The organism is Amycolatopsis tolypomycina, assembly GCF_900105945.1.
GTDB classification, from domain to species: Bacteria; Actinomycetota; Actinomycetes; order Mycobacteriales; family Pseudonocardiaceae; genus Amycolatopsis; species Amycolatopsis tolypomycina.
The window spans coordinates 1,515,687-1,529,452 of record NZ_FNSO01000004.1 but is presented as its reverse complement, the minus strand read 5'-3'; the positions used below and the strand labels follow the sequence as shown (position 1 = coordinate 1,529,452).

The window sequence follows — 13,766 nt, the reverse complement described above, 5'->3', positions numbered from 1 at the left end:
CCATGACTCGCGTACTCGTCTGCGTGCAGCCCGCCCGCGGTCACGTCGGGCCGACCAAACCGGTCGTCGAGGCGCTGGTCGCCGCGGGTCACGAGGTCGCCGTCGTCACCGGCGCGCGCTACCGGGAGGCGTTCGAGAAGCTGGGGGCCACCGTCGCCCTCCTACCCGAAGAGGCCGACTTCGACGAAACCGACCTGGACGGCACCATCCCGGGCCGCGCCGGGCTGCGCGGGCTGAAGCTGGCCCGGTTCGACCTCACCCACTTCGTCCGCGCGATGCCGGCCCAGCTGAGCGTCATCGACGCGCAGGAGGCCGACGTCGTGCTGTGCGATCCGCTGATGATGGCCGGGCTGGCCCTGGTCCGCCGCGACCGGCGGCCCCGCCTGCTGGTCCTCGGCTTCCTGCCGTTCCTGCCGCCGGTCCCGACCGGCCCGCCGGGACACCCGGTGCGCGGCGCCCTCCTCAAGGCACTCGCGCCGGTGCTCACCGGACCGGCGCAGAAGCAGGCGAGAGACCTCCTCGGCGGCGACCCCGGCATGCTGTTCACGGACTGGCCGTTGCGCAGCGACGGCGTCCTCCAGATGACCTGCCCGGGCTTCGAGTACCCGCGTGCCGGAGCGCCGCTGCACTTCATCGGGCCGACGACGGTCAGCGCGACGAGCGAGCACCCGCTGCCGCCGTGGTGGGCCGACCTCGACGGCGGCCGCCCGGTGGTGCACGTGACCCAGGGGACGATCGCGAACGACGACCTCGGCCGGCTCGTCGAGCCCACGATCGACGCGCTGGCCGGCAAGGACGTCCTGGTCGTCGCGACGACGTGCGGCGGGAAGCTGCGGCCCGGCCCGCTGCCGGAGAACGTCCGGGTGGCGGATTTCCTGCCCTACGACGAGCTGCTCCCCCGCTGCGCCGCCATGGTGAGCAACGGCGGGTACGGCGGCGTCAACCACGCCCTCCGCCACGGCGTGCCGCTGGTCGTGGTCGGGGCCAGCGAGGACAAGCGCGACGTCGCGGCCCGGGTCAGCTGGTCGGGTGCGGGGATCGGCCACGGCCGGGCCTCGGTCTCGCCACGGACGCTGCGGCGAGACGTGCACCGGGTCCTGGCCGAACCGCGCCACCGCACCCGGGCGCGGGAGCTGGCCGCCGAAATGGCCGCCGGGCCGACGATGGACGAGGTCGTGAAGCTCATCACCGGCTGAGTTCGTGCGCCGCCAGGTAGCTCGCGAAGCGTTCGTCGACCTCCTCGGGCGTCAGGCCGAAGTCCGCCAGGCTGTAGCGGTGCACCGGTTTCCGGTCGCCCGTGCGGCTCGCTTCGTGCACCGCCGTCATGGCCGTGCGCGCCTCCGGCGTGAACTCCAGTCCGAAGTGGTCGTACACAGTGGACACCGTGCCGATCGGGTCCGCGACGAAGTCCTCGTAGCGGACGTCGCAGAACTGCGCCGGGTTGTGCCGCGCCCGGGCCCAGCCGAACTCGTCCGCGCCGCGCGCCCACAGCTCCAGCTGCCCCTGCCCGATGACCTCACCCCGGAACTTCGAAGACCAGCCGTCCGCGGCCTTCTCGGCCAGGCTGCACATCGACGCCATGATCGTGCTCGGCGCCCGGTGGGTCTGGATCACCAGCGCGTCCGGGTAGGTCGCCATCAGCGCGTCCAGCGCGAAGAGGTGACTCGGGTTCTTGAGCACCCAGCGCTTGCCCGCGTCCGGTAGCCCGATCAGCTGCAGGTTGCGCCTGTGCCGGGCGTAGGCGTCCGTCCAGTCCTGCTTGGCCAGCCAGCGCGAGTACCGCGGCAGGTGCGCCAGGCACTCGAACGACACCGACCGCATCGACTGGCGCAGCAGCTGCCAGCACTCCTCCACCTGGTCGGCGGACATGTGGTGCACACCCATGAACTCCGGGTGCTCGACGTGGTGGCGTTCGTAGCCGGCCTGGATGCCCTGGAAGATCGGGTTCTCCGCCCACGTCGAACGCGGCGGCCGCGGCTGCGGGACCTCCGCGAGCCACACCTCGAGCCCCTGGTGCGCGGGATCCTCGGCGAGCAGCCGGTGCAGGGCCGTCGTGCCGGTGCGGGGCAGGCCGGTGACGAAGATCGGCCGCTCGATCCGGACGTCCGCGTACGCCGGGTTCTGCTTCCACGACGCCTCGCTCAGCAGCCGCGCCACCAGCGCGCCGCGCAGCATCGCCCGGTGCACCTTGTTGCCGTACGGCGTCAGTTCCTCGTCCGCCTCGTACGACTCCAGCAGCACGCGCAGGCCCTCGGCGTACTCGTCCGCGCCGAAGTCGCCGAGCCCAGTGAGCTTCGACGCCGAGGCGTGCAGGTCGTCGAAGGTGCCGACGTCTTCCCGGCCGGGGCGCATGGATCCTCCTAGTGGTGGTACTCGCCGCCGTTGACGTCGAGGCATTGCCCGGTGATCGCGCGCGCCATCGGCGAGGCGAGGAACACGACCGCGTCGGCGATCTCGTCGGGCTCGGGCAGTTTGCGCAGGTCTATTGTGGACGCCGTCTCGGCGTAGACGTCCTCCGGCGTGACACCGCGTTCCTTGGCCAGGTAGGCGAAGTACCACTTGAGGTTCGGGCCCCAGATGTACCCCGGCGCCACGGTGTTGACGCGCACGCCGTCCGGCCCCAGCTCGCTGGCCAGGCTCTGGGACAGCGACAGCAGCGCCGACTTCGCCACCTTGTAGGCGCCGAACGTGCGCCGCGAATGCCGCAGCACGGCCGAGTTGATCATCACCAGCGAGCCCTTGCTCTCCTTGAGCGCGGGCAGGAACAGCCGGGTCAGCCGGAGCACGGAGATCGCCGCGGTCTCGAAGCCCGCGCGGACGGCGTCGAAGTCCACAGTGGCCAGATCGGTCAGCGGCGGGACGGCGAAGGCGTTGTGCACCACCGCGTCCACCCGGCCGAAGGCCTCGACCGCCTCGTTCACCAGGTTCGCGGCGGAGTCCGCGTCGTCGATGTCGGTGCGGACCGCGATCGCCCGGCGGCCGAGGTTCGTCACCTCCTTCGCGACTTCGCTCAGCCGCGACTCGGTGCGCGCGGCGAGCACGACGTCCGCCCCGGCTTCCGCACTCCGCACGGCGATCGACCGGCCGAGCCCGGGACCGATGCCCGAGACGACGACCACCTTGCCCTGCAACACGTTCTCCACGCTCATCCCAGCATCCGGGCGGCGACGGCGTCCTGCCGGGCCGCGATCCGCGCCGCCCACTGCTCCGGCGTCACCCGCGCCTCGGCGTGGTACGGCAGCCGGTCGGGCAGCTCGTCGGTCTTGACCACCTCGACGACCGGGCCGTCGTCCGGGCCGAGGTCGCGGGCCAGCCGCTGCCAGCGGATCTGCAGGTACCCACGCTCGTGGCCGGTGAGCTCCAGCCAGTTCGCGAGGCCGGGGTCGCGCTCGGCGACCACGAACCGGAGCTTGCCGTCCGGGTCGACGCGGGCCTGGTCGGCGGTGAGGCTCGTCTGGTGGTTGACGTAGTCGAGCGAGACGTACCAGAGGCTGCCGAGCTGGATGCCCTGGTACGGCGCGTCCGCGCAGCGCGGCACGGTGACGATCATCGCCTCCTCGGGGCCGAGCTCGTAGTGCCCGGCCGAGGAGAACTGCGTGGTGAGCCCGCCCGGCGTCGAGCGCGGCTCGGTCAGCGTGTTCACCGGCAGGTCGTAGTAGAACCACTTCGGGAAGGCCAGGAACGTCTTGAGCCTGCTCAGCAGGATCTTGCCGGTGACGCCGTAGCGCTTGGCCAGCGCGGACCGGTCCGGCACCGGCGGCGCCTGGCCCGCGGTGTCGACGCACTGAATGCGGATTTCGCCACGGCGTTCGGTCGCCCAGTCGCTGTAGACCTCGCGGACCACCAGCATCGACGAGCCCTCGCCGAGGACGAAGTAGTTCGGCGGCGGGTTGTCGCGGGCCGGGCCGAAGCGCAGCTCGAACCGGCCGTCCGGGCCGATTTCGAGCTTCCGGTCGTCGAACGCGGCGAGGCTGTCGGGCACCTCCACCGGCGAGTAGTCGCCGTTGAGGACCTGGAAGCTGAGGTCGGCGGTGGTGCCGCGGACGCCGGTGACCAGGTACTCGCGGTCGGCCCGGATGTTCGCGTTGAAGTACAGCGTGTCCGGGTTGTCCAGGCCCATCTTCGTGTAGGGCCCGGTGGACGCGGTGAAGTACGGGAAGTCGCGCTGGTAGGCCCAGGCCATCTGCAGCGACGCCCGGATGCTGCCGGCGAGGTAGTCGTAGCCCTCGAGGAGGCCCTGCTCGGTCTGCGCCGGCGGGGCTTCGGCGATCAGCTTCTCGGCCTCGACGATGGCGTCGGCGAACGGCCGGGTCAACGAGAACTCGTTCTCGATCATGCCGGGACTGCCCAGCGGTTCGCGAGCAGCCGGAAGCCCGGGATGGCCTCCCAGGACATCATCGATTCGTAGGTCCGGACGTACCCGATGTGCGAGATCCGCCAGACACCGTCGTTGCCGCGGCGGTAGGTGTCCTCGTAGAACGCGGCGCCTTCGATGATCACCTTGTGGTCGGGCACGATGACCTTGTCGGTGAAGGACCACCGCCCGGTCGCGGTGTCGCCGTCGACGTCGATCTCCGGCTGAGCCGCGTGGTGCACCGTGATGATGCCGTTGCCGAGGCTCTGGGTGAGGAACTCGACGATGGCGTCGCGCCCCTCGAACTGCTTCCCCTCACTCCCGACCGCGCGGGTCCCGTAGTCGGCCGTGGCGTCGACGGTGAAGGTGTCGGCCACCTCGTCCCACAGCTTCAGGTCCACCCCGCGCAGGTACCGGTACTTCAGCCGCTTGATCTCTTCGAGTACGACCAGGTCCATGTCACCAGCGTCCCGCACGGCTTGACCAAAGACAAGAACATGTTCTACTTTTTTCGCGTGTCCGTGACCTCGTACGAGCTCTCGCACCTGGCCGCGCTCGAAGCGGAGGCCGTGCACGTCTTCCGCGAAGTCGCGGCGACCTTCGAGCGCCCCGTCCTGCTCTTCTCCGGGGGCAAGGACTCGGTGGTGATGCTGCACGCCGCCGCGAAGGCCTTCTGGCCCGCGCCGCTGCCGTTTCCGGTGCTGCACGTCGACACCGGCCACAACTTCGACGAAGTGCTCCGGTTCCGCGACGAGACCGTCGCCGCCCTCGGCCTGCGCCTGGAGGTGGCCCGCGTGCAGGACGACATCGACGCCGGCCGCGTCGTCGAGGACACTGGGCCGGGCGCCAGCCGCAACCGGCTGCAGACGGTGACGCTGCTGCGGGCGATCCGCGAAGGCGGCTTCGACGCCGTGTTCGGCGGCGCCCGGCGCGACGAGGAGAAGGCCCGCGCGAAGGAGCGCGTGTTCAGCTTCCGCGACGAGCACGGCCAGTGGAACCCGCGGGCGCAGCGCCCGGAGCTGTGGAACCTCTACAACGGACGGCACCGCCGCGGCGAGCACATCCGCGTCTTCCCGCTGTCGAACTGGACCGAGCTGGACATCTGGCAGTACATCCGCGACGAGCGGATCGCGCTGCCGCCGCTGTACTACGCGCACCGGCGCCCGGTGGTCCAGCGCGACGGCATGCTGCTGGCGGCCACCCGCTTTCTGTCCCTTGTGGACGGCGAGACGCCGTACGAGGCGACCGTGCGCTTCCGGACCGTCGGGGACGCCACGTGCACCGGCTGCGTCGAGTCGTCGGCGTCGACACCGTCCGAAGTGGTCGCCGAGGTGGCCGCCACCCGCGTCACCGAGCGCGGCGCCACCCGCGCCGACGACCGGATCTCCGAAGCCGGCATGGAAGACCGCAAGCGAGAGGGCTACTTCTGATGCAGCTGCTGCGGATCGCCACCGCCGGGAGCGTCGACGACGGCAAGTCGACGTTGATCGGACGGCTGCTGTTCGACTCGAAGGCGATCTTCACCGACCAGCTCGCCGCCGTCGAGCGCGCCAGCCGCGACCGCGGCGAGGACTACCCGGACCTGGCCCTGCTCACCGACGGGCTGCGGGCCGAGCGCGAGCAGGGCATCACGATCGACGTCGCCCACCGGTACTTCGCGACGCCCCGGCGCAAGTTCATCATCGCGGACACCCCGGGGCACCTGCAGTACACGCGGAACATGGTGACCGGCGCGTCGACGGCCGACCTGGCGCTGATCCTCGTCGACGCGCGCAAGGGCGTGCTGGAGCAGTCGCGGCGGCACGCGTTCCTGGCGTCGCTGCTCGGCATCGGGCACCTCGTCGTGTGCGTCAACAAGATGGACCTGGTGGACTGGTCGCAGGAGCGGTTCGACGAGATCCGCGAGGACTTCCGCCGGTTCGCGATGAAGCTCGACGTCGCCGACCTGACGTTCGTGCCGGTTTCGGCACTGCACGGCGACAACGTCGTCCACCGCAGCGCGAGCATGCCGTGGTACGAAGGCACTTCGCTGCTGCACCAGCTGGAGGAGGTGCACGTCGCCTCCGACCGCAACCTCATCGACGCGCGGTTCCCGGTGCAGTACGTCATCCGCAAGTCCGACTTCCGCGGCTACGCGGGCACCATCGCCGGCGGCGTGTTCAAGCCGGGCGACGACGTCGTGGCGCTGCCGTCGGGGTTCACGTCGAAGGTGCGCGCGGTGTGGGGCCCGGGCGGGACGCCGTTGGCAGAGGCCTTCACCGGCCAGGCGGTGGCGGTGGAGCTGGCCGACGACCTCGACCTCGGCCGCGGCGCGATGCTGTGCCGCCCCGGCAACCGCGCCGAGTCGGCCCGCGAGGTCGACGCCCTGGTCTGCTGGTTCTCCGAGCGTGCCTCGCTGGCCCCGGGCGCTTCGTACGTCGTCCGGCACACGACCACCGAAACGCGGGGCACGGTGGAGCGGCTGGAGTACCGCCTCGACGTCACCACCCTGCACCGCGACGAGACGGCGGAAGCGCTGGCCTTGAACGACATCGGCCGCATCCGGCTGCGCACGCGCGCGCCGCTGCTGTTCGACCCGTACCGCCGCAACCGGGCGACCGGCGGCTTCCTGCTGGTGGACGAGCACACCGGCGACACGGTCGCGGCGGGCATGATCACCGGCGCGGTGGCGTCCCCGGTCGTCTGGCACACGGCGGCGGTGCGGCGCGAGGACCGCCCGACCCGCGGCGCGACGGTGTGGCTCACCGGACTGTCGGCGTCGGGCAAGTCGTCGGTGGCGGTCGAGCTGGAGCGCCGGCTGGTCGCGGCCGGCCGTCCGGCGTACCTGCTCGACGGCGACAACCTGCGGCACGGGCTCAACGCCGGTCTGGGGTTCGGCCCCGAGGACCGCGCGGAGAACGTCCGGCGCGTGGCGGAGGTGGCGCGCCTGTTCGCCGACGCGGGCGTGGTGGCGATCGCGTCGCTGATCAGCCCGTACGCGGCGGACCGAGCGCGAGCCCGGTCGATCCACGACGGGCTGCCGTTCCTGGAGGTCTTCGTCGACACGCCGCTGGAGGTGTGCGAAGCCCGCGACCCGAAGGGCATGTACGCGAAGGCGCGCGCCGGGGAGATCACGGGTTTCACGGGCATCGACGCGCCCTACGAGCGTCCGACGTCACCGGATCTGGTGCTGCACCCGGGCGACGGCGACCCGGCGGCGATGGCGGCGGCGATCCAGGCCCTGCTCGACGACCTCGGCTGAAATTTCCTTGCCCGCGCGCCTAGGGTGGGCCGCATGACGTCGGTCAGGCAGGTCCAGGTCACGTTCGACTGCGCGGATCCCGAGCGGGTCGCCCGGTTCTGGTGCGAGGTGCTGGGGTACGAGCTGCACAGCTCGGGCGTCGCCTGCACAGATCCCACGGGCGTGGGCCCGCGGCTGTACTTCCAGCGCGTGCCGGAGGGCAAGGTGGTCAAGAACCGCGTGCACCTCGACGTCCGCGTCGGCACGGGGCTCGTCGGGGAGGAGCGGCTGGCGGCGCTCGAGGCCGAGTGCACGCGGCTGGTGGCGCTCGGCGCGGTCCGCGGGCAGCTGCTGCTCGCGGACGAGGAGAACGAGTCGTGCCAGAACATGCAGGACATCGAGGGCAACGAGTTCTGCCTGGACTGAGCCCTCCCCGGCCTGTTACATCGGAAGCACGTGCGTCACAGACCGATTTGTGGTCTGATATCCCCCGCTACTCCGTATGGACCAGAGGGGGATCCGTGAAAAGCGTGGTTTGGTGGTCGGTCGGCCTGCTGTTCGGGCTGGGGTTGATGGCGCTCGGCCTGTTCGGCTCCGGCGAGCCCGGCAAGGTGCTGTGCGGCGGCGAAGAGATGCGGCCGGGGCAGACCTGCGAAAAGACCCAGTACGGCCAGAAATCCAGCGAGACCTACGAAGAAAAGCGGCAGAAAGCGCTCGACGACGCAGCCGCCTTCAAGGGCGGCGGCCGGTGGGTCACGTTCGGGATCGGCACCGTGATCGCGGGTGCGTGCGGTTGGCGGCTGATCGTCGCGATCCGGCGCCGGGCCGGCCAAGGGTCCGGCCCGGTGGCCCAGACCGGGCCCGGGCAGCAGCTCGGCTTTGCGCCGCCGCCGGGATACCCGCAGCAGGGATTTCCGGCGCAGGGATATCCGGCGCACCAGAACTTCCCGCAGCAGCCGGGGTTCCAGCAGCAGCCGGGATTCCAGCAGCCGGGGTTCCCTCCGCCGCAAGGGTTCCAGCAGCCTCCGCCGCCGGGATACGGGCCGCGTCAGCAGTAGCGACGGCTGCCGGCTTCCAGCGCGGCGACCATGCGGGCCATGCTGCCCGAATCAGCCCGCCGGGGTCACGAAGCCCGAGTCGTAGGCGCGGATCACCGCCTGGGTGCGGTCCCGCGCGCCGAGTTTGGCGAGCACGTTGCCCACGTGGGTCTTCACCGTCTGGACGCCCACGTACAGCTCGCCTGCGATCTCCACATTGGACAGTCCACCGGCCATCAGCCGCAGGACTTCGCGCTCGCGTTCGGTGAGCCCGGCGGCGGCCAGCCCGTCGCCCTCCGGGGTGGGGGCATGGCGGGCGGCCAGGCGGCGGATCGCCGCCGGGAACAGCAGGGATTCGCCGGCCACCACCGTCCGGATCGCCGCGACGATCTCCTCCGGCCGGGCCCGCTTGAGCAGGAAGCCGCTGGCGCCGGCGACCAGCGCGTCGTAGACGTAGTCGTCGTTCTCGAAGGTGGTCACCACGATCACCTTCGGCGGCTCGTCCACAGTGGACATCAGGTGGGTGGTGGCCCGGATCCCGTCGACGGCGGGCATCCGCACGTCCATCAGCACGACGTCGGGCCGCAGCCGGGCGACCAGCCCGGGCACCTCCGCGCCGTCGGCGGCCTCGCCGAGCACGCGCAGGCCGTCCTCGCTGTCGACGATCGCGCGGAGCCCGGCCCGGATCAGCGGCTCGTCGTCCACCAGCAACACGCCGACGCTCACCGCGCGCCTCCCCACGGCACCCGCACCACGACCTCCCACCGCTCGTCCACCGACCCCACCGACAGCTCGCCGCCCAGTACCGCCACTCGCTCGGCCATTCCGCGCACCCCGCGCCCGCCACCGGCCCTGCGTTGGCCGCCGGCCCGCGGGTTGGTGACCCGGGCGCGCAGCTCGTGCGCCGCGACGTCGACGACCACCGACACCGGGACCCTACCGGCGTGGCGCACCGCGTTGGTCAGGCATTCCTGCAAGATCCGGTACACCTCGCGCGACACCACCGGCGGCACGGCGGCCAGGTCGCCGCCGATGTCGGCGGTCACCTCCGTGCCCGCGAGCCGGGTCGTTTCGATGAGGGACGGCAGCGCGGCCAGTGTCGGCTGCGGTGCCCGGCCGGCCGTCTCCTCGCGCAGCAGCCCGAGGACGTGGTCGAGGTCGTCGAGCGCCGTGCGGGCCGACTCCTCGATCGCGCCGAGCGCCTGCTCGGTGAAGTCCGGGTCGGTGCGCAGCGTCCGCCGGGCGGCGCCCGCCTGGAGGGTGACGACGCTCAGCGCGTGCCCGACCGAGTCGTGCAGCTCCCTGGCCAGGCGGTTGCGTTCGGCGAGCTGCTCGGTCCGCCGCTCGAGCCGGGCGATCCGGTCGGCGGCCGTCGTCCCCAGCAGCGCGATCGCGGCCCGGCGCAGCAGCCCGCCGACGACGCTGACGGCGTAGACCAGCACGACCAGGCCGATCAGGAAGACCACCGGCAGCCACACCGACGCCCAGCCCACCGGCACGGTGACAGCGTCACCCTCGCCGGTCTGGACCAGCTGCCCGGTGAAGACGGCGCTGATCGACAGCCCGATCCCGACGGGCGCGGCGAGGCTGAAGAAGCTGACGACGAACCCGGCGCCGACGTGCAGCACGAACATCACCGCGGCGCGCCGTCGCCCGGCGCGGGTGTGGGGCTTGGCGGGCGCGTCCGGCACCGGGTCGTCGAGCAGCTCGCGGACGGCGGTGGACTCGAGGACGTGGACGGCGGGCAGGAACGCGGTCCCGGCCAGCACGGCGAGGGTGAGCAGGCCACCGACGAGGGTGGCGCGTTCCAGCGTCGTGACGAACGGCAGCAGCGACGGCACGGCGACCGCGGAGAACAGCAGGTAGGGCACGCTGATGGCGCCACCGAGGACGAGGTAGACCCAGCGGCGGTAGGTCGCCTTGCTCGTCAGGATGCGCACGGGCCGATCTTCGCAGGTGACGGCCCGGGCGCGCCTCCCTCTTGCGGTGGAACGGCCGACGCCGCCACGCGACTCAGCACGCCACGGCCGCACGTCGTTCCCTCGCGGGAGGGAGCCGCCTCCCGCCGTCGCGTGAGCCGCGCGCCGGAGCCGTCGTGATCTGCTCGGCGACGGCGAAAGGGAACCGATGGACATCCTGCTGGGCCTGCTGACCCTCCCCCTCTACGTGCTCGTGCTGTGGCCGCTCGTCGCCGCGGCCCGGCGGGTGCTCGGTGTTCGGATCGGTGCCGTGCGCGCGCTGTGCGCCGCCGCGTTCGGGTGGCTCGTCGCCGGTGGCATCGGGCAGGCGTTCCCCGTTTCGCTGCTGCACAACGGCGGTGTGGCCGTCGGCTTGCTGATCCCGTTGGCGGGCAGTGCTTTCCTGGCGACGCTGATCTTCCTGTTCGTCGCGGAACTGGCGCTGCCGAACGGCCTCGGGCTCGGCCGGCTGCGGGGCCGGCTGGCCCGGACCCGCCGGTACGCGCAGATCAGCCGGATCGCGGTCAAGCACGGCCTCGGCCGCTACCTGACCGGCCGCCGCGAGCCGGGCCGCACGCGCCACGCCAAGCTCGCCCGGTCGCTGCGCCAGGCGCTCGAAGAAGGCGGCGTGACGTTCGTGAAGCTCGGCCAGCTGCTCTCCACCCGCGCGGACCTGCTGCCCCCGGCCTTCGTCGACGAGCTCGGCCGGCTGCAGGACCGGGTCGCGCCCGCCCGCGCCGACGCCGTGTGGGCCGTGCTGGCCGCCGAGCTCGGGGGCTCGCCCGACGACGTCTTCGCCGAGTTCGACCCCGAACCGCTCGCGGCCGCGTCGGTCGCGCAGGTCTACCGCGCCAAGCTGCACAGCGGCGAAGACGTCGTGGTCAAGGTCCAGCGGCCGGGCGTGCGGGAACAGGCCGAGCGCGACATCGCCATCGTCCGGCGCGTGGCCGCGGCCCTGGCGGAGCGCGCGGACTGGGCGCGGTCGCTCGGCGTCGCCGACCTGGCCGACGGGTTCGCCGACGCGCTGGCCGAGGAACTCGACTTCACCATCGAAGCCCGCAACATCACCGCCGTCGCCGCGACGGGCTCCCCGGACGTCGCGCTCCCGAAAGTCCACAAGGGACTCTCGACCGAGCGCGTGCTGGTGATGTCGCGGCTCACCGGAAAGCCGCTGGCCGCGGCGAAGGATTCGGTGCCGGCCGCCGAACGCAGGCGGCTGGCGCGCTCGCTCCTGCGCTGCCTGCTCGACCAGGTGATGACCGGCGGCGTCTTCCACGCCGACCCCCACCCCGGCAACCTCATGCTGCTGCCCGACGGCCGCCTCGGCCTGCTCGACTTCGGATCGGTCGGCCGCCTCGACGCGGGCCTGCGCGGCGGCCTCCAGAACCTGCTGCTCGCCCTCGACCGCGGCGACCCGGCGGCCCTGCGCGACGGGCTCCTGGAGGTCGTCGACCGCACCGGCGAGATCGACGAACAGCGCCTCGAACGCGCACTCGGCGCCCTGGTCGCCCGGCACTTCGGCCCCGGCCGCACGCCGGACCTCGACCTGTTCACCGGCCTGTTCCGGGTGGTCGCGGACTTCCGGCTCAGCGTGCCGCCGCCGGTGGCCGCGGTGTTCCGCGCGCTGGCCACGGCCGAAGGCACGCTGGCCGCGCTGGATCCCGGCTTCGACGTCGTCGCCGAGGCCCGCGCGTTCGCCGTCGAGCAGGTCGGCGCGGGGCTGCGGCCGGGCCCGCTCGGGCGCGCCGCGGCCGGCGAACTGACGGCGCTGCTGCCGGTGCTGCGCCGCCTCCCCCGCCGCGTCGACCGGATCGGCGCGGCGCTGGAGGAGGGCAGGCTGTCGGTGAACGTCCGGCTGTTCTCCGACGAACGCGACCGCGACGTCGTCACCGGCCTGGTCCACGAAGCCCTGCTGGCCTTCGTCGGCGCGGCCACCGGGCTGATGGCGGTGTTGCTGCTGACCGGCTCGGGCGGCCCGCGCATCGCCGCGGACCTGACCCTGCACCAGGTGTTCGGCTACAACCTGCTGGTGATCAGTGCGCTGGTGGGACTGCGGCTGCTTTTCGTCGTTTTCCGGCGTTCCGGACGAGCGTCACGATCAGCCCGATGAACCCGGCGACGAACAGCACGAAACCGCCGGCGACGAACCACCGCAGGGTGGGCAGGGCCGAGTCGGTCAGCGGCGCACCCGGCAGGCCCGCGTCGGTGAACGCCGTCACCGCGGGCAGCGGGTCCGGGGTGACCACGGTGCCGGTCGCGACCACGAACCCGGTGACACCGGACAGCCGCACCGGGCCGCGGAACCGCGAGTCGTCGGAATTGCCGCGGTTGTCGCCTTCGACGAAGATCGTCCCCTCGGGCACCTTGGCCGAGAACTCGAAGAGGCCTTCGTAGCCGGGGGTGATGTAGGGCTCGGTGAGGGGCTTGCCGTTGACCGAGAGGTGCTCGTCGGTGCAGCAGGCGACGGTGTCGCCGGCCACGCCGACCACCCGGACCACGCTGACACCGGGCTGCCCGTCGGCGGCGTACGCCCCGCCTTCGATGAGCACCACGTCCCCGCGGTGCACCTCTTCGCCGTCGGCCTCGCGCACCACGAGCCGATCGTTCGGGGCCAGCGTGGGGCTCATGTTCTCGCCCGCCTGCACATAGGGCTGGTACCCCAGGAGCATCCGGCCGAGGCCGTACGCACCGACGCCCACCCCCACCAGCATGAGGGCCACCATCACCAGCACCAGGGGTCCACCACGGCGGCGGCGCGGGGACGGTTCCGGCGGCGCGGGCGGGAAAGACATTTCGGTCACGAAGATCTATCGCGCTGCCACCTGCGGCGTTACCCGCCGCGCGGCGCGTACATGATCACCGCGACCCCCGCCAGGCAGAGCAGCGCACCGAGCACGTCGTAGCGGTCCGGCCGGTACCCGTCGGCGACCATGCCCCAGGCCAGCGACCCCGCGACGAACACCCCGCCGTACGCGGCGAGGATGCGGCCGAAGTGGGCGTCCGGCTGGAGGGTCGCGACGAAGCCGTACACGCCCAGCGCGACCACGCCGCCGCCGATCCACAGCAGACCGCGGTGTTCGCGGATGCCCTGCCAGACCAGCCAGGCGCCGCCGATTTCGCAGACCGCCGCGGCCAGGAACAGGAGGATCGACCGCAGAACCACTTCGGGATACTAACGGCCGTGCCGTTCACGCCGG

14 protein-coding genes are annotated in these 13,766 nt (G+C 72.2%); 6 read left to right on the top strand and 8 right to left on the bottom strand.

All coding sequences use genetic code 11. The features are described 5' to 3' along the window. Positions 1-2: 2 nt before the first annotated feature. Entirely contained in the window at positions 3-1,196 is a 1,194-nt protein-coding gene (locus BLW76_RS17805) for a glycosyltransferase (protein ID WP_091308622.1), read from the top strand. Here the strand turns inward: BLW76_RS17805 and BLW76_RS17800 are convergent. The 4 genes from BLW76_RS17800 to BLW76_RS17785 are packed head-to-tail and all read right to left on the bottom strand — an operon-like array spanning position 1,186 to position 4,812. Next, entirely contained in the window at positions 1,186-2,352 is a 1,167-nt protein-coding gene (locus BLW76_RS17800; RefSeq protein WP_091308619.1) for a sulfotransferase family protein, read from the bottom strand. The two genes, BLW76_RS17805 and BLW76_RS17800, sit on opposite strands and share 11 nt — an antisense overlap. An 8-nt stretch (positions 2,353-2,360) precedes the next feature. After that, a complete protein-coding gene (locus BLW76_RS17795) occupies positions 2,361-3,149 on the bottom strand; it encodes an SDR family oxidoreductase (protein ID WP_091308616.1) in 789 nt (262 codons plus the stop codon). Further along, complete coding sequence (locus tag BLW76_RS17790; RefSeq protein WP_091308613.1) at positions 3,146-4,336, bottom strand: hypothetical protein; 1,191 nt, start codon at positions 4,334-4,336, stop codon at positions 3,146-3,148. Before BLW76_RS17790 ends, BLW76_RS17795 begins: the two co-directional genes overlap by 4 nt. Then, positions 4,333-4,812, bottom strand: coding sequence for a nuclear transport factor 2 family protein (locus BLW76_RS17785; protein ID WP_091308612.1), 480 nt, complete (start codon positions 4,810-4,812; stop codon positions 4,333-4,335). Before BLW76_RS17785 ends, BLW76_RS17790 begins: the two co-directional genes overlap by 4 nt. 39 nt (positions 4,813-4,851) lie before the next feature. Between BLW76_RS17785 and cysD the strand changes: the two genes are divergently transcribed. From cysD to BLW76_RS49160, 4 genes are all read left to right on the top strand, one after another. Continuing rightward, complete coding sequence (cysD, locus tag BLW76_RS17780) at positions 4,852-5,784, top strand: sulfate adenylyltransferase subunit CysD (protein WP_167384640.1); 933 nt, start codon at positions 4,852-4,854, stop codon at positions 5,782-5,784. Then, positions 5,784-7,595 carry an adenylyl-sulfate kinase gene (gene cysC, locus BLW76_RS17775; RefSeq protein ID WP_091308607.1) on the top strand — a complete coding sequence of 604 codons (1,812 nt, stop codon included), beginning with the start codon at positions 5,784-5,786 and terminating at the stop codon, positions 7,593-7,595. The genes cysD and cysC overlap by 1 nt, the downstream gene beginning before the upstream one ends. Positions 7,596-7,628: 33 nt before the next feature. Beyond that, on the top strand, positions 7,629-8,000 hold the full coding sequence (locus BLW76_RS17770) for a VOC family protein (protein ID WP_091308606.1): 372 nt from the start codon (positions 7,629-7,631) through the stop codon (positions 7,998-8,000). Between the two features lie 95 nt (positions 8,001-8,095). After that, positions 8,096-8,632 carry a hypothetical protein gene (locus tag BLW76_RS49160; RefSeq protein WP_208613321.1) on the top strand — a complete coding sequence of 179 codons (537 nt, stop codon included), beginning with the start codon at positions 8,096-8,098 and terminating at the stop codon, positions 8,630-8,632. A gap of 51 nt (positions 8,633-8,683) precedes the next feature. Here the strand turns inward: BLW76_RS49160 and BLW76_RS17760 are convergent, their stop codons facing one another. Together BLW76_RS17760 and BLW76_RS17755 are read right to left on the bottom strand one after the other, a co-directional pair. Next, positions 8,684-9,337 (bottom strand): response regulator, encoded by a 654-nt coding sequence (locus tag BLW76_RS17760; RefSeq protein ID WP_091308602.1) that lies wholly within the window; start codon positions 9,335-9,337, stop codon positions 8,684-8,686. After that, positions 9,334-10,551, bottom strand: coding sequence for a sensor histidine kinase (locus BLW76_RS17755; protein ID WP_091308599.1), 1,218 nt, complete (start codon positions 10,549-10,551; stop codon positions 9,334-9,336). Before BLW76_RS17755 ends, BLW76_RS17760 begins: the two co-directional genes overlap by 4 nt. 187 nt (positions 10,552-10,738) lie before the next feature. On the opposite strand from BLW76_RS17755, the gene BLW76_RS17750 reads away from it, so the two are divergent. Beyond that, positions 10,739-12,679, top strand: a complete 1,941-nt coding sequence (locus BLW76_RS17750; RefSeq protein WP_091308596.1) for an ABC1 kinase family protein — start codon at positions 10,739-10,741, stop codon at positions 12,677-12,679. Here the strand turns inward: BLW76_RS17750 and lepB are convergent. Continuing rightward, positions 12,603-13,361: a signal peptidase I gene (lepB, locus tag BLW76_RS17745; RefSeq protein ID WP_244170201.1), complete on the bottom strand. Its 759-nt coding sequence runs from the start codon at positions 13,359-13,361 to the stop codon at positions 12,603-12,605. The genes BLW76_RS17750 and lepB overlap by 77 nt on opposite strands. Positions 13,362-13,399: 38 nt before the next feature. Continuing rightward, positions 13,400-13,732 carry a YnfA family protein gene (locus BLW76_RS17740; RefSeq protein WP_091308594.1) on the bottom strand — a complete coding sequence of 111 codons (333 nt, stop codon included), beginning with the start codon at positions 13,730-13,732 and terminating at the stop codon, positions 13,400-13,402. Between the last annotated feature and the right edge of the window lie 34 nt (positions 13,733-13,766).

Excerpts from the sequence above, each read along its gene's own strand:
- BLW76_RS17805 (WP_091308622.1), top strand. The coding sequence starts at position 3 with ATGACTCGCGTACTCGTCTGCGTGCAGCCCGCCCGCGGTCACGTCGGG.
- BLW76_RS17800 (WP_091308619.1), bottom strand. The coding sequence starts at position 2,352 with ATGCGCCCCGGCCGGGAAGACGTCGGCACCTTCGACGACCTGCACGCC.
- BLW76_RS17795 (WP_091308616.1), bottom strand. The coding sequence starts at position 3,149 with ATGAGCGTGGAGAACGTGTTGCAGGGCAAGGTGGTCGTCGTCTCGGGC.
- BLW76_RS17790 (WP_091308613.1), bottom strand. The coding sequence starts at position 4,336 with ATGATCGAGAACGAGTTCTCGTTGACCCGGCCGTTCGCCGACGCCATC.
- BLW76_RS17785 (WP_091308612.1), bottom strand. The coding sequence starts at position 4,812 with ATGGACCTGGTCGTACTCGAAGAGATCAAGCGGCTGAAGTACCGGTAC.
- cysD (WP_167384640.1), top strand. The coding sequence starts at position 4,852 with ATGTTCTACTTTTTTCGCGTGTCCGTGACCTCGTACGAGCTCTCGCAC.
- cysC (WP_091308607.1), top strand. The coding sequence starts at position 5,784 with ATGCAGCTGCTGCGGATCGCCACCGCCGGGAGCGTCGACGACGGCAAG.
- BLW76_RS17770 (WP_091308606.1), top strand. The coding sequence starts at position 7,629 with ATGACGTCGGTCAGGCAGGTCCAGGTCACGTTCGACTGCGCGGATCCC.
- BLW76_RS17750 (WP_091308596.1), top strand. The coding sequence starts at position 10,739 with ATGGACATCCTGCTGGGCCTGCTGACCCTCCCCCTCTACGTGCTCGTG.
- lepB (WP_244170201.1), bottom strand. The coding sequence starts at position 13,361 with ATGTCTTTCCCGCCCGCGCCGCCGGAACCGTCCCCGCGCCGCCGCCGT.